The 21,283-nt window shown below is 64.7% G+C and carries 17 protein-coding genes; all 17 read left to right on the top strand.

Annotation, left to right across the window (positions count from 1 at the left end; all coding sequences use genetic code 11):
- Window positions 1–43 precede the first annotated feature (43 nt).
- Entirely contained in the window at window positions 44–1,000 is a 957-nt protein-coding gene (locus B015_RS0126575; RefSeq protein WP_018430801.1) for an ABC transporter permease, read from the top strand.
- Between the two features lie 7 nt (window positions 1,001–1,007).
- Window positions 1,008–1,967: an ABC transporter permease gene (locus B015_RS0126570; RefSeq protein WP_026227761.1), complete on the top strand. Its 960-nt coding sequence runs from the start codon at window positions 1,008–1,010 to the stop codon at window positions 1,965–1,967.
- On the top strand, window positions 1,964–2,974 hold the full coding sequence (locus B015_RS0126565) for an ABC transporter ATP-binding protein (RefSeq protein ID WP_018430799.1): 1,011 nt from the start codon (window positions 1,964–1,966) through the stop codon (window positions 2,972–2,974). The genes B015_RS0126570 and B015_RS0126565 overlap by 4 nt, the downstream gene beginning before the upstream one ends.
- Window positions 2,974–3,966, top strand: a complete 993-nt coding sequence (locus tag B015_RS0126560) for an ABC transporter ATP-binding protein (protein ID WP_018430798.1) — start codon at window positions 2,974–2,976, stop codon at window positions 3,964–3,966. The genes B015_RS0126565 and B015_RS0126560 overlap by 1 nt, the downstream gene beginning before the upstream one ends.
- The gene (locus B015_RS0126555; protein WP_018430797.1) at window positions 3,963–5,042 is read left to right on the top strand and encodes a four-carbon acid sugar kinase family protein; all 1,080 of its coding nucleotides are present in this window, start codon (window positions 3,963–3,965) and stop codon (window positions 5,040–5,042) included. The genes B015_RS0126560 and B015_RS0126555 overlap by 4 nt, the downstream gene beginning before the upstream one ends.
- Entirely contained in the window at window positions 5,039–5,824 is a 786-nt protein-coding gene (locus B015_RS0126550) for a FadR/GntR family transcriptional regulator (RefSeq protein WP_018430796.1), read from the top strand. Before B015_RS0126555 ends, B015_RS0126550 begins: the two co-directional genes overlap by 4 nt.
- 52 nt (window positions 5,825–5,876) lie before the next feature.
- Window positions 5,877–7,898: an Ldh family oxidoreductase gene (locus B015_RS34165; RefSeq protein WP_018430795.1), complete on the top strand. Its 2,022-nt coding sequence runs from the start codon at window positions 5,877–5,879 to the stop codon at window positions 7,896–7,898.
- A 268-nt stretch (window positions 7,899–8,166) separates the two neighbouring features.
- Window positions 8,167–10,149 carry an NAD(P)-binding protein gene (locus B015_RS0126535; protein ID WP_018430794.1) on the top strand — a complete coding sequence of 661 codons (1,983 nt, stop codon included), beginning with the start codon at window positions 8,167–8,169 and terminating at the stop codon, window positions 10,147–10,149.
- Between the two features lie 269 nt (window positions 10,150–10,418).
- Window positions 10,419–11,462 (top strand): LacI family DNA-binding transcriptional regulator, encoded by a 1,044-nt coding sequence (locus B015_RS0126530; protein ID WP_018430793.1) that lies wholly within the window; start codon window positions 10,419–10,421, stop codon window positions 11,460–11,462.
- 6 nt (window positions 11,463–11,468) lie between these two features.
- Window positions 11,469–12,443, top strand: coding sequence for an ABC transporter permease subunit (locus B015_RS0126525; protein ID WP_018430792.1), 975 nt, complete (start codon window positions 11,469–11,471; stop codon window positions 12,441–12,443).
- The gene (locus B015_RS0126520; RefSeq protein ID WP_018430791.1) at window positions 12,443–13,339 is read left to right on the top strand and encodes a carbohydrate ABC transporter permease; all 897 of its coding nucleotides are present in this window, start codon (window positions 12,443–12,445) and stop codon (window positions 13,337–13,339) included. Before B015_RS0126525 ends, B015_RS0126520 begins: the two co-directional genes overlap by 1 nt.
- Window positions 13,340–13,385: 46 nt before the next feature.
- The gene (locus B015_RS0126515; protein ID WP_157632921.1) at window positions 13,386–14,810 is read left to right on the top strand and encodes an extracellular solute-binding protein; all 1,425 of its coding nucleotides are present in this window, start codon (window positions 13,386–13,388) and stop codon (window positions 14,808–14,810) included.
- Window positions 14,797–15,981: an ADP-ribosylglycohydrolase family protein gene (locus B015_RS0126510; protein ID WP_018430789.1), complete on the top strand. Its 1,185-nt coding sequence runs from the start codon at window positions 14,797–14,799 to the stop codon at window positions 15,979–15,981. The genes B015_RS0126515 and B015_RS0126510 overlap by 14 nt, the downstream gene beginning before the upstream one ends.
- Window positions 15,982–16,002: 21 nt before the next feature.
- Entirely contained in the window at window positions 16,003–18,108 is a 2,106-nt protein-coding gene (locus B015_RS0126505; RefSeq protein WP_018430788.1) for an ADP-ribosylglycohydrolase family protein, read from the top strand.
- Window positions 18,109–18,178: 70 nt separating this feature from the next.
- The gene (gene ugpC, locus B015_RS0126500; RefSeq protein WP_018430787.1) at window positions 18,179–19,234 is read left to right on the top strand and encodes a sn-glycerol-3-phosphate ABC transporter ATP-binding protein UgpC; all 1,056 of its coding nucleotides are present in this window, start codon (window positions 18,179–18,181) and stop codon (window positions 19,232–19,234) included.
- Window positions 19,231–20,448: a CoA transferase gene (locus B015_RS0126495; protein ID WP_018430786.1), complete on the top strand. Its 1,218-nt coding sequence runs from the start codon at window positions 19,231–19,233 to the stop codon at window positions 20,446–20,448. The genes ugpC and B015_RS0126495 overlap by 4 nt, the downstream gene beginning before the upstream one ends.
- Entirely contained in the window at window positions 20,445–21,272 is an 828-nt protein-coding gene (locus tag B015_RS0126490) for a CoA ester lyase (RefSeq protein ID WP_018430785.1), read from the top strand. Before B015_RS0126495 ends, B015_RS0126490 begins: the two co-directional genes overlap by 4 nt.
- Window positions 21,273–21,283 lie beyond the last annotated feature (11 nt).

Raw genomic sequence — 21,283 nt, 5'->3', positions numbered from 1 at the left:
TACTCTTTTCGAACTGATACCGTGCGGTGGGAGGCCGCCCGCCATGCTGCGCTATATTGCAACACGGCTGCTGCTGTGGATTCCGTCCGTCCTGCTGGTCATGCTGGCCGTCTACGCCATGGCATATTACGGCGCCGGCGACCCGATCAAGCTGATCTTCTTGCGCGCCCCGGGCGACGTTGCCTACAATCCCGAGAAGATCGAGGCGATCCGCGATGCCGCCGGCCTGAACCGACCGTTCCTCGTCCAGTTCGGCAGCTACATCCTGAACCTTCTGCAGGGAAATTTCGGCAACTCGCTGACCTCGGGCCGATCGGTCTGGGCGATGGTGTCGGCCGCCGCACCCGTGTCGTTCAAGCTCGGCCTCTGCGCCGTGGTGCTGACGGCGATCGTCGCCGTTCCCCTCGGCATGATCGCGGCGATGAACCAGAACACCAAGATCGACTACACGATCCTCGGTTCGGCGCTGTTCCTCTGGGCCATCCCAGCCTATGTCGCCGGCCCGCTGCTCATGGTGGCGCTGATCTTCGTCCTGCCCGGCGGCAAGGTTCCTTATGGCTGGGGCGGCATCTTCGATTTGCGTATCCTGTTGCCACTGCTCGTGCTCTCGTTCCAGCCGATCGCCCTGATCGTGCGCCAGACGCGCGCCGCGGTGATCGAGGTGCTGTCGGAGGATTTCGTCCGCACGGCCCGCGCCAAGGGCGTGCCCGAGATGGTGGTGGCGCTGCGCCATATCCTGAGGCCGGTGCTGACACCAGTCGTCACCCAGCTCGGCCTGATCATGATCACCATCGTCAACGGCGCCATCTTCGTCGAACTGGTATTCGGCCTGCCGGGTCTCGGCCGCCTGACGGTCTCGGCGCTTACCAATTCCGACTATCCCGTCATCTTGGCCATCACGCTGATCGGCTCGTTTCTGGTGATGCTGTCGAACCTTCTGGTCGACGTGCTCTACCCGCTGCTCGATCCGCGCGCCAACGACACGATGAGGAGCCGCTGACATGACCATGACACCCGTCACACTCCCCTCCTCCGTGGCCGACGACGAGCCCCCCGTCAGCTTGTGGCGCGATGCCTGGCATCGCCTGTTGCGCAACAAGCTGGCGGTCGCCGGTCTCGCCGTGGTCATCCTGCTCGCCTTCGTCGCTGTCTTCGGCCCGTGGCTGACGCCCTACGACTTCCTGACCCAGGACCTCAACGCCCGCAACCAGGCGCCATCGCTTGCCCATCTGTTCGGCACCGACGATCTCGGCCGGGATGTCTTCTCCCGCGTCGTCTACGGCACCCGCACCGCCTTCGTCGTGGCGATCGTGGTGACCACGATCGCTGTTGTCATCGGCGTCGCGCTCGGCGCCATGGCCGGCTTCTTCGGCGGGTTGTTCGACCGCACCGTCATGTGGTTCACCGACATGACCATGTCAGTGCCCAACCTTTTGCTCGTCGTGGTCATCAACGCCTCGCTGAAGACGCCGATCACCGCCTGGATGGAGGCCCGCTACCAGGCGACGCTGAACCCGTTCTACCGCGAGACAATCTGGGTCGACTTCCTTTTGGTGTTCGGCTCGATGGCGCTGATCAGCTGGCCGCCCTACGCCCGCCTCGTCCGCGCCCAGGTGCTGTCTATCCGTGGCAGGCCCTATGTTACCGCTGCCCGCGCGCTCGGCCTGACCAACCGGCTGATCCTGATGCGCTACATCGTGCCCAACGCCATCGGCCCGCTGATCGTCTCGGTCAGCGCCGGCCTCGGCACCGCGATGGTACTGGAAAGCGCTTTCTCCTTCCTCGGCGTCGGCGTCAATCCGCCCACGCCCAGTTGGGGCAACATGATCTCCGACGGCCTGCGTGTCTGGCAGCATTATCCGCATCTGCTCGCCGCACCCGCCGCCGTGCTCGGCCTCGCCACCGTCGCCTTCTCTTTCCTGGGCGACGGCCTCAATGACGCTCTCAACCCGAGGGGCAGCAAATGACCGCTCCCGCAGACAACAAACCGCTGCTCGATATCAAGGGCCTGACCATCGAGATCGACACCCGCCGTGGCCCCGCCGTGATCGTCGACGGCATAGATCTCACCGTCGGCAAGGGCGAGACGGTCGGCGTCGTCGGCGAATCCGGCTGCGGCAAGAGCCTGACCATGCTCAGCCTTGTCAGGCTCCTGCCCAACAAGATCAGGGTCAAGGGTGGCTCGGCCGAATTCGCCGGCCGCGATCTGCTCAAGATGACGAAATCGGAGCTGCGCCAGGTGCGCGGCGGCAAGATCGGTTTCGTCTTCCAGGATCCGATGACCTCGCTCAACCCGGTCATGCGCATCGGCGACCAGCTGTGCGAGCCGCTGATCTACCATGGCGGCATGACCAAGGCCGAGGCGCGTGCCCGCGCCATCGAACTTTTGCGCCTCGTCGGCATCCCCGGTCCGGAACAGCGCATCGAGGCCTATCCGCACGAACTGTCGGGCGGCATGCGCCAGCGCGTCATGATCGCCATCGGCCTTGCCTGCGACCCGGAGCTTTTGATCGCTGACGAGCCGACGACCGCGCTCGACGTCACCATCCAGGCGCAGATCGTCGACCTGGTGAAGGATCTGCGCAAGAAGCTCAACATGTCGGTGGTGTGGATCACCCACGATCTCGCGCTGATCGCCGGCCTCGTCGACCGGGTCGCCGTGCTTTATGCTGGCACGGTTGTCGAGGACGCGCCTGTCGGTGAGCTGTTCGCCCACCCGACGCATCCCTACACGCGCGGCCTGCTGGCCTCGATCCCCAAGCTGTCGGACGAACGCGCCAGCCGACTGTCCTCCATCGGCGGTACGCCGCCCGAACCGGGTCGTCGCCCCAAGGGCTGCCCGTTTGCGCCACGCTGCGCGCTGGCCGAAGGCATCTGCCATGAGCGCGTGCCTGTTCTCGAGCCGGTCGCCGGTTCGGGCGGCCATCGCGTCGCCTGCTTCGTCGCCCAGCGCCAGATGATGGAGGCCGCGTGATGGCTGCCGAACCGCTGATCAAGGTCGAGAACCTCGTCAAGCATTTCGTCGTCCGCCTCGGTGCCTTCGGCGAGCGCGGCGCCACCGTCTATGCCGTCGACGACGTCAACTTCGATATCTTCGCCGGCGAGACGCTGTCGCTGGTCGGCGAATCCGGCTGCGGCAAGTCGACCACCGGCTTCACTCTGCTCAACCTGCAGAAGGCGACCTCGGGCAAGGTCATCTTCCAGGGCGAGAACATCGTCTCGCTTGATGAAAAGCGCATGCGGCCCTATCGCCGCGAACTGCAGATCGTCTTCCAGGACCCCTATTCGACGCTCAACCCGCGTATGACCATCGGCGAGGTGGTCGGCGAGCCGATCCTGTTCCACAAGCTTGCCACCAAGGCCGAGCTGCCCGAGCGGGTGTCGCGCCTGCTCGCCGATGTCGGCCTGCCGGCTCGCTTCGCCCAGCGTTATCCGCACGAACTCTCCGGCGGCCAGCGCCAGCGCGTCGCCATCGCCCGGGCGCTCGCCTGCCAGCCGAAATTCATCGTCTGTGACGAAGCGATCTCGGCGCTCGACGTTTCGGTACAGGCGCAGATCATCAATCTGCTGCTCGACCTGCAGGAGAAGTACGGTCTCACTTACCTGTTCATCGCGCACGACCTTGCCGTGGTCCGCCACATCAGCACCCGCGTCGGCGTGATGTATCTCGGCCGCATGGCGGAACTGGCGACGCGCGAGCAGCTGTTTTCCAACCCGCTGCATCCCTACACCAAGGCGCTGCTTTCGGCCGTGCCCGAGGCGGATCCGGAACTCGAGAAGACGCGCCAGCGCCAGATATTGACGGGCGACGTGCCGAGCCCGTTGGCGCCGCCCGCCGGCTGCCGCTTCCACACGCGCTGCCCGATCGCCATGGATAAGTGCAAGGCTGTCGTGCCCGAGTGGCGCGAGGTGGCAGCAGGCCATCATGTTGCCTGCCATGCCGTGACCGACGGACTGCCGGAATGACCTTGATGCTCGCCATCGTCGCCGACGACCTGACCGGAGCGCTCGACACCTCGGCGCCCTTCGTCACCTCGGGTCTCAAGGTGGCGGTGGCGACGACCCCTGAAGCGACCGGCAAGGCGCTTGCCATCAAGCCGGATGTCTTTGCGGTCAGCACGGCGTCGCGGGCACTGACGGCCGACGTCGCATCGGCCAGGGTCAGGGATGTCGCGATCCGGCTGATGCCCCATGACCCCGGCATCGTGATGAAGAAGATCGACTCGCGCCTGAAGGGCAATGTCGGCGCCGAAGCACAAGCTCTCGCCGAAACATCGGGGCGCGGCCTGCTTGTCGTCGCTCCAGCCGTACCCGATCAGGGTCGCTTCACGCGCGACGGCGTGGTGCTCGGCCGCGGCGTCGACACTCCCTTGCCTGTTCGCGAGGCGCTGGCCGGCCTCGGCTTGCCAACAGAAGTACTCGATGCGGACGACGATGCGGATCTCGACGCCATCATCTCCGCACACAACTGGTCGGATGCGGTCGCCATCGGCGCCCGCGGACTGGGCCTCGCCTTCGCCCGTCATCTCGGCGGCAATGCCCTAGGGAAAGAACAGCCATTCCCGGCCGATGACGAGGCGCTGTATGCCTTCGGCTCGCGTGACCCGATCACCGACGGACAGGTGGCGCGGCTTCAATACGATCATCCCGGCATCGGCATGCTCGATGCACCTGCCGGACATTTCGAGCTTTCACCAGATGCCAGCCTGCCGCTGGTCGTCCGCTGTACCGGCGACCAGGTTGACGACCCCGGCCGGGTCGCCACCGACTTCGCTGTCGGCGTGGCCGAAGCCGTCGAGCGCCTTCGTCCCTCCACGCTTGTCATGGGTGGCGGCGACACGGCACTTGCCATACTTGGCGCGCTTGGCGTCGACGTGCTATTTCCGCGGGGCGAGGTGGCGCCGGGCCTGCCCTGGTTCACCATTGCGACACGCCATGGCGAGGGGCTGCGCTGTGTCGTAAAATCCGGCGGATTCGGGACGGTCGCGGTTCTTTCCGATCTCTTGCGGCCGCCGACCGGGGAACAGGCGGAACACACATGACGACCGAATTGCAGCAGGACGGAACCGAGCCTGACACCACCGAAACGGGCGAAAAGTCGGGCAACGGCCATAAGGCCGCTTCCAAGGCGCCGAAGCTGGTCGACAAGGTGTTCGACCAGTTGCAGGAGCGTATTGTCTCGGGCGAATTCCCTTCGGGATCCAAGCTGCCGGGCGAGCACGACCTGGCAACGCTGCTCGGTGTCTCCCGGCCGGTCGTGCGCGATGCACTCGGTCGGCTGCGCGATGTCGGCCTGGTCTATTCCCGCCAAGGCTCCGGCACCTATGTCCGCGTGTTCGACACCCAGAAGACAAGCCTCGGCTTTTCGCCGGTCAAGACCATCGCCGACATCCAGCGCTGCTACGAGTTCCGCCTGACCATCGAGCCGGAAGCCGCCTATTTCGCCGCCCTTCGCCACGACGACGCCTCAATGCAGAAGATGCGCGCGGCACTGGCGGAACTACGAGATGCGACGCGCGACCAGACCCACCGCTCCGACGTCGACTTCCTGTTCCACCGCTCGGTGGCAGAGGCCGCCAACAACCACTATTACACCGCCTGCCTCGATGCGCTGCGCCAGCACATCGCCGTCGGCATGAACCTACACGGCCTGTCCCTGATGGGTCCGCTGACCAAGCTGGAACAGGTCTATGACGAGCATCGCGGCATCTGTGACGCCATCGCCGCAGGCGAATCCGAGCTGGCGCGCGACCGCATGCGCGAGCACCTCGAAGGCTCGCGCAACCGGCTGTTCGAAAACAAGGTGCTCGACCTCTCGCGCTGACCTCAAGGTCGGCTGAACCGACGCCGCTGTTGCGGCACGACAGGAAAGAACGATGACAACGACGATCGTTACGATCGGCGGCCGCATGGCTGCCGAGGGCCTTGCCATGCTCGAAATCGCCGGCATCGAGTGTATCTCGACCGAAGCCTATCCGACGAAATCCGAGGTCATGGCGCTGATCGAACGGCACCAGCCGGCGGCCCTTGTGGTGCGGCTGGTGGAGTTGGTCGACCGCGACATGCTGGCTGCCTCGAGCAAGCTGAAGATCGTCGCCAAGCATGGCGTCGGCACCAACGACATCGATGTCGCTGCCGCAAAGGCGATGAACATCCCTGTCATCATGGCCACGGGCGCCAACGCCCACTCGGTTGCCGAACACGCGCTCGGGCTGATCCTCGCCCTGACCAAGGATTTCCTGCGCCAGGACGGGCATATCCGCAACGGCCGGTGGGACAAGAAGCTTTATGCCGGGCGCGAGTTGCGCGGCCAGAAGCTCGGCCTCGTCGGCTTCGGCCTCATCGGCCAGATCCTTGCCCGGATGGTTACGCCCATCGGCATGCAGGTCTCGGCTTACGATCCGTTCGCGCCTGATGCAGCCTTTGCCGGCGGCGTTGTCCGCGCCCCGTCGCTCGATGTCCTGTTGGCTGAGAGCGACGTCGTCAGCCTGCATTGTCCGCTGACCGAGGGCACCCGCGGTTTGATCGGCGCGCGCGAGATCGCCCTGATGAAGCCGACTGCATTCCTCATCAACACGGCGCGCGGCGAAGTCGTCGATGAGCCGGCGCTAATCGCGGCGCTTCAGGCCGGGCGCATTGCCGGCGCCGGGCTCGACAGCTTTGCCGAAGAGCCGCCGGTCGCCAGCCCGCTGTGGCAACTGTCCAATGTGCTTCTGACCCCGCATGTCGCCGGCGTAACCGAGGACGCGCGCCGCGCCGTCTCGATCATGACCGCCGAAAACGTGCTCGCCTTCCTCCGCGGCGAGCCGCTCGCCCAGAAACCTCTACGCAAGGGTTTGACAATGGCTCCCGAACTCCACGACGCCGACACGCTGACCGATCTGGCTTTCGCCATCTTCAAGGCGGCTGGCCTCGAGCCTGACAAGGCTCATGCGGTGGCCGAGATCCTTGTCGAGGCAGACCTGATGGGCCACACCACCCACGGTTTGGCACTCGCCCCCTGGTATCTCGAAAGCATCCGCAACGGCGTCATGACCAAATCAGGCGCACCTAGGGTGATCTCGGATCGCGGCGCCTGCGTTGCCTGGGACGGCTTGCGCCTGCCCGGCGCCTGGCTGACAGCGACCGCCATGGACCTCGCGGTCGAGCGCGCCGCCACCTACGGCACGGTTACCGTCACCATCGGCAACAGCCACCACATCGGCTGCCTCGCAGCCTATCTCACCCGCGCCACCGATCGCGGCTACGTGGCGCTGCTGGCAAGTTCCAGCCCCTCGGGCGCCTCGGTCGCTCCCTTCGGCGGCACGCGCGGCATCTTCACGCCCAACCCGATCGCCGCCGGCATTCCGACCGACGGCGATCCGATCCTGATCGACGTCAGCGCCTCGATCACCACCAACAATATGAGTTCGCGGCTGATCGCCGAGGGAAAAACATTCGAGCACCAGTGGCTGCTCGACCGCGACGGCAATCCGACCAACGACCCGCGCGTGCTCAACAACGGCGGCACCATCCTGCCCGCCGGCGGCCTCGATCACGGTCAGAAGGGCTATGCGCTGGCGATCCTCGTCGAAGCGCTGACGCAAGGCCTCGCAGGCTTCGGTCGCGCCGACAAGCCTGAGGGAACCAACGCCTCGGTGTTCCTTCAAGTCATCGACCCTACCGCGTTCGCCGGAGAAGCAGCCTTCACCCGCCAGACCGGCTGGCTGGCAGAAGCATGCCGCACAAACCCGCCGCGCCCCGGCGTCGAACGCGTCCGGCTGCCCGGCGAAAGCGCCGCCAGACGCAAGCGCAAGGCACTGGTCGAAGGCCTCGCCTTGCACGATGGTGTATTCGACAAACTGTGCGCCGAGGCAGTGCGCCTGGGCATTGACGTCAACGCAACGTCGCGTCGGTGAAGTTCAAAAGCGACACGACAGGTTCTCGTCGACAGCATGTCGGATCGACCACGAACTCAACTAAAGGGTGCAATTTTCTATCATTGCACCTATACTCTGTATCATCTTTCGGCTTCGCAGCAATAACTGACTCTTAAGAGCATACGCTAATCCAAAAATGACGGCCTCCAGTTTTCCGTGTTGAATTTCAGGAAAACAACTTGCCCCTGCATTGACATCAACTTGCCCCAACGTCAGCAATAGAGGGGCAAGCAGGGAGGCCAGCAGAATGAACTGGAATGAAGACGACAAGCGGCTCGGTATGGACCGGCCGATCAGCCGGCGCGATTTCCTCGATGGGATCGCCTTTGCCGCTGGCGGCATGATGGCGATGCGGGCGCTGGGCCCAAGCGCCGCGAGGGCGCAAACCGCAGGGGCACCCGCCGCCTACCCGCCGAGCGTGGCCGGCCTGCGCGGCCAGACCGACGCCGCCCAGAACGTCATGCATGCCGTGCGCGACGGCTCCTACTGGCAGAAGGCCGGCGCGGTGACTGCGACCGGCGAGCATTATGACCTTGTCGTCGTCGGCTCCGGCCTGTCGGGCCTGGCCGCTGCCTACGTCTACCGCCAGCAGGCCGGGCAGGACAAACGCGTGCTGCTGATCGACCCGCTCGACGATTTCGGCGGCCATGCCAAGCGCAACGAATATGTCACGGCCAGCGGCCGCAAGATCATCGGCTATGGCGGCTCGCAGTCGATCGACACGCCGAGCTTCTTCAGCCCCGCCGTGCACAAGCTGCTCTTCGATGTCGGCATCGACCTCAAGCGTTTCGAAACCTGGTTCAACAACAAATGGCGCGACGATCGCGGCCTTTCTAGCCGGGCTCTGTTCTTCTGCAAGGAGCAGTGGGGCGAAGACAAGCTGGTGATCCGCGGCAAGGATGCGAAAGCCTGGATTGCCGAAACCCCGCTCAACGACAAGGCCAAGGCCGACCTCGTCACGCTGATCGAAGGCCCAGCCGATTACCTGCCCGGCCTCGACCGAGAAGCGAAGCTGCAAAAGCTGAGCGACATCACCTACAAGCAGTTCCTGCTCGACCATGCCAAGGTCGACCCGCAGATCGTTGCCCTCTACCAGATCACCACCATGGGCTATTTCGGTGTCGGCATCGACGCCACCAGCGCGCTCGACGCCTGGACCAACGGCAGCCCGGGCTTCGACGCGATGGATCTCGGCGAGGCGGTTCACAAGAACATGGCGCCAAGCGGTCGACTGGGTTTCGCCGGACCAGACGACTACATCTACCACTTCCCCGAGGGCAATGCCGGCATCGCCCGCGCGCTGGTGCGCGGCCTCATTCCGGCAGCCCTCCCCGGCACGACAATGGAAGAGATCACCACCGGCACGCTTGATTATGGGCAGCTCGACGTGGCTGCGAACCCGGTGCGTATCCGCTTGAACTCGACGGTTGTGAAGGTCGCACATGACGGTGCGCCTGGCAGCGCCGAGCGAGTGGTCGTCACCTATGCCGGCCAAGGCGGCAAGCCGTTCTCGGTCACCGGCAGCCATGTCGTGCTCGCCTGCTGGAACCGTGTCATCCCCTACCTCACCGAGGAACTCCCGAAGGAGCAGGTGACCGCTCTCAACGACCAGCAGAAGGTGCCGCTGATCTACACCAACGTGGTGATCCGCAATTGGGAGGCCTTCGACAAGCTCAAGATCGACCGTTTTGCCGCGCGCGGCAATTTCTGGAGCGGCGCCTCGATCGACTTCCCGGTGTCGGTGGGCGACTACAAGTTCGTCGACAAGCCGTCGGAGCCGGTGGCGCTGCACCTCACCAAGGTGTTTGCCGCCCCTGCCGACACGGCGCGCGAACAGTTCCAGGCCGGGCGTTGGGAGCTTTACAGCCTCACCTTCGAAGAGATGGAGCGCTCGATCCGCGACATGCTCAACCGCGCCCTCGGGCCGGGCGGCTTCGACGCCGCACGTGACATCGAGGCAATCACCTGCAACCGCTGGGCTCATGGCTACGCCTATGAGTATATGAGGCCATGGGACGCCTACTGGCCGGATGGCCCGCTGCCCATCGAGACGGCACGCAAGCCATGGGGACGCATCGCCATCGCCAATGCCGACAGCGGCGCTTATGCCTATGCGCATTCGGCGATCGACCAGGGCATCCGCGCCGTGCGCGAGCTGATCGGTACGCCCGAAGGCGCAGCCGATTTCAGCCGCTTCCCCGGCCCGCCGCTCGACAAGATCGGGCTCTGAGACATCGGCTCAAGGCGGCGCGGCCAAAACGACCCCGCGCCGCCATGCCGAACCACTTCATTACTTCATGCGCGCGCCGACTGCGGGCTGCATGTTCGTTGGCGCAATGGTCGCGGCATCGGGCCGGGCTTGCGTGAACAATCCTTGAGAACAGATACCGGGGCGCAAGCATTGTGCTCCAACCGCACTGCCAAATTGGCGGCGGTGGCTTGCCGCCGGCAAATGATCATGGTAACGTTCCCACAAGTCGCTCGGGAGGAGCATAGGGAATGCAGCGGAAGCGCCCGACGATCATTGACGTCGCGGAGAAGGCGGGGGTGTCGAAGAGCACCGCCGGTCGTGCGCTTTCCGGAGCCTCCAACGTCACCGACGAGGCCCGCGAGCGGGTGCTCGCTGCAGCCCAGGCCGTGGGTTACGAGCGCAACGATCTCGCTGTCGGCATGCGCTCCGGGCGCACGGGGCTGCTCGGCCTGGTCATTCCCGATATCACCAATCCGTTCTGGGCGGAGGTGGCGCGCGGCGCCCAGGATCGCGCCGCTGAAAACGGCGCGTCGCTCCTGGTATTCTCCTCGGACTGGAACCATCAGCGCGAGGCCGGCCATTTGCGCGCGCTGCGCCAGGCGCGGGTCGATGGCGCGATCATCAATCCCGTGGCCGACAATTTCGACGATCTCGACCGCTTCGGCCTGCCTTTCGTGCTGATCGGCTCCAGCGCCGAGCGCTTTCCCGAGACATCGAGTGTCGGCTCCGACATCGCCCAGGCGGTACGGCTGGGCATGGACCACCTGGTTTCAAAGGGTCATCACGCCCCTGCCCTGATCCTCGGCCCGAAGTCGCGTATCGCCCGCGCGCGCTTCCTGCGGACCTTTCACGAGCACTGCGTCGAGCGCGACGTCGATCCGGCGGCATTGCCGATGGAAGACGGGGAATACACGGTCGAAGGGGGGCGTGAGGCGATGAAACGCCTGCTGCAGCGCCATCGCGGCGGCCATTTTGCCGTCTTCGCCGCCAACGACCTGATGGCGCTGGGCGCGATGATGGCGGCGCGCGAAGCCGGCATGCGCTGCCCCGAGGACGTTTCGATCCTTGGTTTCGACGGCGTGCCGGCCGGCGCCTTCTCATGGCCCGGCCTGACAACCGTGGCCAAGCCCGGGCGCGAGATGGGCGTGCGCTCACTCGATTGCCTGCTCGACGAAATTGCCGGCCGTTCGGAACACGGCCGGGTGTTCCTGCCATGCCGGCTGATCGAGCGTGGGTCGCTTGCCGACCTGTCGCTGGTCCAGCCCAGGCGCGCGGTCGGGAACGGGAGGTAGCCTGATATGACCGACCACAACAGGGCCATGGTCGCGCCCGAAATTGGGAACGTTCCCAAATCAAGTGTCCGCCGGAAGCCGACGCAGGCCTCGCTGGCGCATGGCTGGCGCCGCTGGTGGCCGTATTACGTGATGATGGCGCCGGGCCTCGCCTTCTTTTTGGTGCTGCATTACCTGCCGATCTGGGAGGCGCGCATCGCCTTCGAGCAGGTCCGGATTGTGCCGCCCAATGTCTGGGTCGGGCTCAAGCATTTCTACGTGCTGTTTGCCTCGCCGGTGTTCTGGCAGGTGCTTGCCAACACACTGATCATCTCGGCGATGAAGATGGCGTTCTTCCTGCCGGTGCCGATCCTGGTGGCGCTCCTGATCAACGAGGTGCGCGGCGGCCGCCTGCGCAAGTTCATCCAATCTGCGATCTATCTGCCGCACTTCCTGTCCTGGGTCGTGATCGCCGGCATCTTCATCGCCGCGCTGTCGCCGACCGACGGCGCCGTCAACAACCTGATGGGCATGGCCGGCATCGCGCCGCGCTCGTTCATGACCGACACCGGCGCCATCCGCTGGGTTCTGGTCTTCACCGAAATCTGGCGCTCCGCCGGCTGGGACAGCCTGCTCTACCTCGCCGCCATCATCGCCATCGACCAGCAACTCTATGACGCCGCCGAGATCGACGGCGCCAACCGCTGGCAAAAGATCTGGCACGTCACGCTGCCGGGCATCGTGCCGACGATTGCGACGCTGTTCATCCTCAATGCCGGCATGTTCCTCAACGCCGATCTCAACCAGGTCATCAACTTCTCCAACGACGTGGTGCGCTCCAAGATCGATATCGTCGACACCTACGTCTACCGCATCGGTCTGCAGACAGGCGAGTATTCGCTGGCGACAGCGGCCGGCCTGTTCAAGGCGGTGCTGGGCACGATCATGATCGTTGTGGCCCACTTCGTGTCCAAGCGCCTGACCGGCAAGGGAGTTTGGTGATGGCCCTGTCGCGCAAGACCCCGCTCGAACGCATCGAATATGCCATCATCGTGTCGACGCTTCTGCTGCTCGTCGTGGTGACCGTGCAGCCGATCCTCAACCTTCTGGCGGTGTCGCTGTCCGAGCCCGCCAGGGTGCCCGGCATGAGCGGCCTGACCATCCTGCCCAGCGGATTCTCGCTCGAGGTGTGGAGCGTGCTGCTCCAGCATCCAAACGTGCAGCGCGGCATCTTCAATTCGATCTTCATCACCGCCGCCTCGACTGCTATCGGCGTCGTCGGCACCGCACTGATGGCCTGGGGCCTGTCTCGGCCGGGCCTGCCGGGACGCAAGGCGCTGTTCATCCTGGTGCTCGTCACCATCGTCTTCGAACCGGGCATCATTCCGGAATATTTCGTCAACAAGCGGCTCGGGCTGCTCAACAGCTACTGGTCGGTGATCCTCTACAAGGCGGTCAACGCCTGGTATCTCATCATCCTGATCCGCTTCTTCGAAGAAATCCCCAAGGAACTGCTCGAGGCCTCCGAGCTCGACGGCGCCAATCCCTTCCAGGTGTTCTGGTATGTGGTGCTGCCGCTGGCAAAGCCAGCGCTGGCAACGATCTCGCTGTTTTACCTCGTCTTCCACTGGAACGAGTTCTTCCATGCGATGATCTACCTGAACGACCAGAACAAATGGCCGCTGCAGGTGGTGCTTCGCCAGTTCGTCATCGATGGCGACAAGCTTGCCATCGTCGGCATCGACAACGCCAACAACAACACCGGCGCAAGCCAGATCGACCTCAGGTCACTCAAGGCCGGCATGATCCTGCTGACCATCGCGCCGATCCTCGCGATCTACCCGCTGATCCTGAAATTCTTCACCAAGGGCACCATGAGCGGCGCGCTCAAGGGCTGATGGCGAAGAGTACCAACCAAAAAGCCTATCCAAAGGAGGAGATGAAATGTTGAGACGAGTTTTCCTGATGGCATCGACAGCGCTCGCGCTGAGCCTTGCCGTGGCTGTCCCCACCATGGCCGAGCCGGTCAAGATCCGCATCGTGTCGAAGGATTTCGGGCCGAACAACCCCGACGACGTCAAGCACCTCAAGCGCATCGAGGATGCGCTGCGGGCACAGGGCACCGACCTTGATATCGAGCTGGTCGATCTGCCTTCGTCGGGTTACGCCGACAAGCTGTCGGTGATGCTGCTGTCGGGCGACATTCCGGACCTGATCTATTTCCAGGGCGGCGACGCCAAGATGGTCGAACAGGGCGTGCTGGAGGACCTCACGCCCATGATCGCCGAGTCCAAGAACGTCAAGGACGGGCTGTGGCCGCACAATGTCGAGCGCCTGAAGAACTATCCCTACCTGCTCTATGTCTATCCGGTGCGTGGCCCGCAGCCGGTGATCCGCAAGGACTGGCTGGAGAAGACCGGGCTCAAGGCGCCTGAAACGGTCGAAGACTATGTGAACCTGTTCAAGGCGATCAAGGACGGCGACCTCGACGGCAACGGCAAGGCCGACACTTATGGCGTCACCACTGCCGACAACACCAACGAGCTCGACTCGATCTTCAACCAGGCATTCGGTGTCACCGGTTCGTGGATGAAGAATGCCGCCGGCGAGTGGGTGCATGCCCGTATCACCAGCCAGGAGAAGGACAAGATCGCCTTCTACGCCTCGCTGCGCGAGCACGGCCTGTACGATCCCGAATACATCACCACCAAGTTCGACGTGAAGGAAGACAAGTTCTACACCGGCAAGGCCGGCGTGATCTTCGGCTCGTCGGGCGAAGTCATCGACATCTATGGCGGCAAGATGCGCCAGGTCCATCCGGGCACCGAGCTTGTGCTGCTGTCGCCGCCGAAGGGCCCGGTCGGCCAGGGCCTGTCGGCCGTTGACGTGTCCAAGGAGTCGCGCGGCTTTGCCATCTCGACCACCTCCAAGCACAAAGCCGAGGTGATGAAGCTGCTCGACTTCATGGCGAGCCCCGAGGGCCAGATGATGGACCGCCTCGGCTTCGAGGGCCAGGAATACACCAAGGACGGCGACACCTATAAGGTCACCGACAAGATGGCGACCTGGTATGCCCGCTTCATGGTGACGGCAAACTGGAAGCCGCCTGTTGTCTGGCAGTCGGAAGCCGCCCAGCAGTCGCTGGCGACGATCCAGAAATACTTCAAGCCGGACAATTCCTTCGTCTGGCCGGCCGAATATGCCGCCGATCTCGACGCCACCGAAAACGTCTACCGCTCCTGGGTCTACAAGTTCATCTCCGGCGAAGCCAAGATGGACCAGTGGGACCAGTATGTCGCCGAATGGGAAGCCGCCGGTGGCAAGCGTCTCAACGAATATGCAAGGACCGTACTTGATGCAGCCAAGTGATGCACAGGGGCTCTCCCTCCGGGGACGAGTCCGTGCGCTCATCCATGGCGTCGCCCTCGGCGACGCCATCGGAGCGCCGATCGAAAAGCTTTCCGCCGCCGAGATCGCCAAGCGCTACGGGCGGGTGAGCTCGCTCGACACCGAGTGGCACAAGATGTCGCTCGATGCGACGGCGCGCAACGGCAGAATCCGCGGCAACGGCATCGTCACCGACGACACGCTGATGACCCTGTGCCTGATGGATATCTATGCCGAGACCGGCAGGCATCTCGACGCCTGGGACATGGCCGACGGCATGGTGCGCCAGATCGCCTGGGTCCCGCGCTGGGTACCCGAATTGCAGCGCGAGGCGATGCTGATCGAGCGGCTGTTCTACCCGGAAAAGTGGATTTTCCAGCGCCACCAGCTGGCCTCCTGCGATCCACGCCAGGGCGGTATCGGCAACATGGTCAATTGCGGAGCTGCGATGTATGTGGCCCCCATCGGCGTGGTCAACGCCTGCGATCCCAGGGCCGCCTATGACGAAGCGATCGCCTTCGCCTCCGGCCACCAGGAGAGCTATGGCCTCGAAGCCGCCGGCGTCTTCGCAGCAGCAGTGGCCGCTGCCTTCATTCCTGGCACCACCATCGACGAGGTCGTCGAAACGGCGCTGGCGCTCGCCAAGGACGGTACCCGCAACGCCATTGCCGACATAGCCGACGCCGCGAAACGGCTGCGCACGACAGGCGCGGACCATGCAACGGTCGTTGCCGAGTTCCACAGGGTCATCGCGCCTTATTCGCCGATGGGCGACGACGTCAATCACACGCCCGCCAAGGCCGGTCGGCTGACCAACGCCTACCAGCCGAGCCGCCTGGGCGCGATCGAGGAGCTGCCGCTGGCGCTGGGCTTCTGCCTGCTCAATGCGGGCGACTTCCGCAAGTCGATCGAGGACGGCGCCAACTCCGGCCGCGACACAGACTCTATCGGCGTCATGGCCGGCGCGATCCTCGGCGCCATGCATGGCGAAAGCGTCATTGCCGAAGCCGACCGGGCGCTGCTCGACACCGCCAACCGGCTCGATCTCAACGCCTCCGCCGACGCCTTCACGGCGACGGTCAAGACCATCCTTGCCGCCGACCAGGCCGCCGCTGACGCGCGTGCTGCCCGCCGCGCGGCCCTTACGCTCTAGTTTCGCAACGAAAGACCGACGATGCCCAAGCTCACCAAAGAGACGATTTACGAAAAGATCTATGCCGGCTTCATCGGCAAGGCCATTGGCGTTCGCCTTGGCGCACCGGTCGAACCGACGATCTGGAGCTATGAGCGCGTCCAGAAGACTTATGGCGAGGTCACCCAGTACCTGCGCGATTTCAAGAATTTCGCCGCCGACGACGACACCAACGGGCCGGTCTATTTCATCCGCGCGCTGCGCGACTACGGTCTGGGCGCCACCGCCGAGCATGTCGGCAAGACCTGGGTCAACTATGCCGCAGAAGAGCACGGCATGTACTGGTGGGGCGGCTTCGGCGTCTCCACCGAACACACCGCTTATCGCAACCTGCGCGCCGGCATTCCTGCCCCGCAGTCGGGCTCCATCGCCCAGAACGGCAGCACCATCGCCGAGCAGATCGGCGGCCAGATCTTCATCGACAGCTGGGGCTGGGTGCATCCGGGCGAGCCACAGAAGGCCGCCGACGCCTCGGCGCGCGCGGCATCCGTCGCCCATGACGGCGATGGCCTGAATGGCGCGCGCTTCTGCGCCGCAGCCATCGCCAAGGCCTTCGAGGCAACCTCCATCGACGAGATCGTTGCGGCGGCCCTTGCAACCATCGATCCGCGCTCGACCTATGCCCGCGTGGCCAACGCGGTGATCGCTTTCCACAAGGCCAATCCTGATAACTGGCGTGCCTGCCGCGACATGCTGACTGCCGAGTGGGGCTACGACCGCTATCCCGGCGTCTGCCACATCATCCCCAATGCGGGCGTGACCGTGATGGCGATCCTCTATGGCGAGGGCGACCTGCCGCGTACCGCCGAGATCGCCACCATGGCCGGCTGGGATACCGACTGCAACGCCGGCAATGCGGGCGCCATCGTCGGCACCTTCCAGGGCGTGCAGCCCGGCTGGGACAAGTACCGCAAGCCGATCAACGATTTCGTCATCGCCTCGGGCGTCGTCGGCTCGCTCAACATCGTCGACATTCCGTCCTTTGCCCGCGAACTGACAGTGCTTGCGCTGCAACTGCGCGGCGACGAGGTGCCGGCTCTGTGGCTCGAGGACTTCACCCGCCGCGGCGTGCGCTTCGACTTCGACCTTCCCGGCGCCACCCACGCCTTCCGCACCGCCGGCTTCAATCAGGTCAGCGCCAAGGCCTCGACCGAAAGGCACGTCGAGGGCTCACGCGGCTCGCTCGAAATCCAGCTCGACCGGCTGGAGCGCGGCCAGGGCGGCCGCATCTTCTGGAAGCCGTTCTACCGTCGCGAAGATTTCGACGACGAACGCTATCGGCCGATGTTCACTCCGCTGGTCGATGCCGGTCAGAAGGTGTCGTTCAAGCTCTGGCTCGATCCGTGGAACGGCGACGGCAACCTGCGCGTCGCGCCTTATGTCCGCCGCGCCATGTCGGGCACCATCGAAGAGATCGGCGGCTGGCACGTGCCCAATCACGAAGCCTGGCAGGACTATGAGTTCACCGTGCCGGAAGGGCTCGAAGCCATCGACGAGATCGGCATCCAGGTCGAGTATTTCGGCCGGGTGAAGTTCCTGGGCCGCCTGTTCCTTGCCGACTTCAAGGTCGAAGGTGCCGGCCACTCCGTCATCGATCCGCGCACCGAGGTGCAGGAATGGGGTGCGATCTCTCGCTTCACCTGGAACCGCGGTCACTGGACGCTGCAGAACGGCCGCATCCATGCCCATACGCCAAACGACGCCGACATGTGGGCGGGCCATTATTATGCCCGCGACGTCAAGGTCGTGGCCGACATCCAGCCTTTGGCCGGTGGCTCGCAGCTGGTCACGGCACGTGTCCAGGGCACCAGCCGGTTCTATGCCGCCGGCTTCGACGGCAGCGACGTGGTGATCCTCAAGGAGGACTTCGGCACGACCGTTCTCGCCCGCGCGCCGTTCAACCGCGAGCTCGGCAAGAACTATGCCTTCGCGTTTTCGGCGACCGGCGACACGCTGTCCTTTGCTATCGACGGCAAGACGCTCATCGAGGCGAAGGACGACGAGTACACCTACGGCATGGCCGGCCTGCGCCTGGGCGCGCTCGGCCGCATGAGCGTGGGAACGGTCGAGATCATCGAGACGGCCTGACGGTGTGGTCCCCGCTCCTGGTCTGGCGACGGGAGCGGGGACCGGCAAGGGCCTATCGAAAGGGAGGAATATGTCTGAAATCGAACTCAGGAACGTCGGCAAGAGCTATGGCAGCGTGCCGGTGCTCGACGACATTTCGCTCGACATGGGCAGCGGCGAGTTCGTTGTTCTGGTCGGCCCGTCGGGTTGCGGAAAATCGACGCTGCTCAGGATGATCGCCGGGCTTGAGGATATCAGCTCCGGCGAAATCACCATCGGCGGCAGGATCGTCAACGACATGCCGGCCAAGGAACGCGACCTGGCCATGGTGTTCCAGAACTATGCGCTCTACCCGCATATGAAGGTCGCCGACAATATGAGCTTCGCGCTCAAACTCGGCGGCGTGTCCAAGGTCGAGATCCGACAGCGCGTTGCCGAGGCAGCCGAAATCCTCGGGCTCGAAAACCTGCTCGACCGGCTGCCGCGCGAGCTGTCGGGCGGCCAGCGCCAGCGCGTCGCGATGGGTCGCGCCATCGTGCGCGATCCCAGAGCCTTCCTGTTCGACGAGCCCTTGTCCAATCTCGACGCCAAGCTGCGCGTCAAAATGCGTGGCGAGATCAAGAAGCTGCATCAGCGTCTCGGCAAAACCACCATCTACGTCACCCACGACCAGACCGAGGCCATGACCATGGCCGACAAGATCGTGGTGCTGAACGGCGGCAGGATCGAGCAGATGGGCCCGCCGCTCGAGCTCTATCGCAACCCGCACAACCTCTTTGTTGCCGGCTTCATCGGCTCGCCCGAGATCAATCTGCTGTCCGGCGAAGTCGACGGCCAAGACCTGCGGCTTGCCGACGGCGCCACGCTGCCCCTGCCCGCCGGTGTCGGCCTCGCGCGGGGTCGCAAGGTCGTCTACGGCATTCGCCCCCAGCATATCGGCCTCGCCGATGACGGTGTTGCCGCCGAGGTCGTCCTGGTCGAACCGACGGGCGACGCACAGGAAGTGCTGCTGCGCATCGGCGCCAACGACATCTCCATGGTGCTGAGCGATGCAACACCCTTGCAGGCCGGCCAGCCTGTCGGGCTCGGCTTCGACCCGGCCAAGGTGCTGTTGTTCGACAAGCAGACCGGCGGACGCCTTCAATGACCGGCTTTGCCCGCATGCATTGGGACCCGGCCGCCGAGGGACCGCTTGAAGGCATCAAGGTGCTTGACCTGTCGCGACTGGTCGCCGGCAACATGCTGTCGCTGCAGCTTGCCGATTTTGGCGCCGACGTCATCAAGATCGAACCGCCGGCCGGCGATCCACTGCGCGAATGGAAAGAAGACGGCCTGTCGATCTTCTGGAAGACCTATGGCCGCAACAAGCGCTCGGTGGTGCTCAACCTGCGCGAGGACGCCGACCGCGAGGCGCTGTGGACGTTGATCGACAGTGCTGACGTGCTGATCGAAAACTACCGCCCGGGAACGCTGGAGCAGATGGGTCTTGGCCCGGACCTGCTGCTTGAGCGCAATCCCGATCTTGTGGTCGTGCGCATTTCCGGCTTCGGCCAGACTGGGCCCTATGCCGAACTCCCCGGCTTCGGCACCATCGTCGAAGGTATGAGCGGCTACGCCTATCGAACCGGATTCCCTGATCGTGAACCGGTGCTGCCACCCCTGGCGCTCGCCGACATGATTGCCGGCATCTATGGCATGTCGGCGACGGCAACCGCGCTCTTTGCCCGCCAAAAGGGCAAGTCGCGCGGCCAGGTCGTCGACCTGTCGCTGCTCGAGCCTATCTTTTCGGTGCTCGGCCCCGAGGCCGGCATCCATGCGCTGACCGGCAAGGTCAAGGAGCGTGTCGGCAGTGCCTCGAACACGGCCAGCCCGCGCAACGTCTATCGCTGCGCCGACGGCAAATATGTCGCCCTGTCCGGCTCGACGCCGGCAGTGGCGCGCCGCATCTTCGAGATCATCGGCCGGGCCGACATGAACACGGATCCGCGCTTTGTCACCAACAGCGAGCGCCTCAGGCATCGCGAACTGGTCGACGACGCCATCGGCGCCTGGTTCGCGACCCGTTCGCATGACGAAGCGCTCGCCATCATGCGTGACAGCGGCGCCACCGTCGGGCCGATCTACAGTATCGCCGACGCTGCCGGCGACCCGCATTTCGCCGAGCGCGAGGTGATCGTTTCGCTCGACGACGCCGACCATGGCGCGCTGCCGATGCATAACATCGTGCCGCGTCTGTCGGCGACACCGGGAACCTTCCGTCGCCCGGCGCCGGGGCTCGGCGAGCACACGTCTGAAGTGCTCGAGGAGGTCGGCGTCTCGCCCGAGGCAGTTGCGAAAATCGTCGCGGGAGCCGGCAGATGAGGCTGCGCTCCCTGCTCTATGTGCCGGCTCATGCCGAGCGGTTCGTCGCCAAGGCGCATGAGCGGGGCGCCGACGCCATCATCCTCGATCTCGAGGACTCGGTGCCGCAAGACGCCAAGATTTCGGCGCGCGAAAACCTTGCCGCCTCAGTCAGGCAGGTCGGACAAGCAGGCGCCGCGGTTTTCGTGCGCATCAACGCGCCCGCCGAACTGCGGTTCGACGATGCCGCTGCCGCCTGCCGGGCCGGCGTGACCGGCCTGATGATTCCAAAGCTGTCGGCACCTGAGGAACTCGACCAGTTGGCGACGCTGCTCGCCTCGATCGAACGCGAGCCGACGCTGTTCATCGGCCTTGTGGAGGACCCAGGCGCGGCGCTCGATGCCCGTTCGCTTGGCGCACATCCGCGTGTCATGGGGCTGGCGCTCGGCGGCGAGGACTATGCCACCGCAATGGGCGCCGAGCCCACGCCCGAGGTGCTGCGCCTGCCCAAGCAACTTCTGCACATGGCCGCAAAGGCATGCGGCAAGCAGTCGTTCGGGCTCTTGCGCAGCGTTGCCGACTACACCGACCTCGACGGAATCAGGTCAGCCACAGCTGAGGCAAAGGCCTTCGGCTTCGACGGCGCAACCTGTGTGCATCCGTCCGCGGTGCCGCTGCTGAACGCCGGCTTTTCCCCGACCGAAACCGAGCTCGACTGGGCCCAGCGGCTCGCGACTGCCGCCGAGGCCGCAAAAAGCGAAGGCCGCGGTGCTTTCGCACTCGACGGCAAGATGGTCGATGCACCCGTCATTGCCCGCGCCCGGACGATCCTGGACAGGGCTTAGAGCAGCGCGCC

It is taken from the genome of Hoeflea sp. 108 (assembly GCF_000372965.1).
GTDB lineage: Bacteria > Pseudomonadota > Alphaproteobacteria > Rhizobiales > Rhizobiaceae > Aminobacter.
Note: the sequence above shows the minus strand (reverse complement) of the source record. Positions and strands in the feature narration are given on the sequence as shown.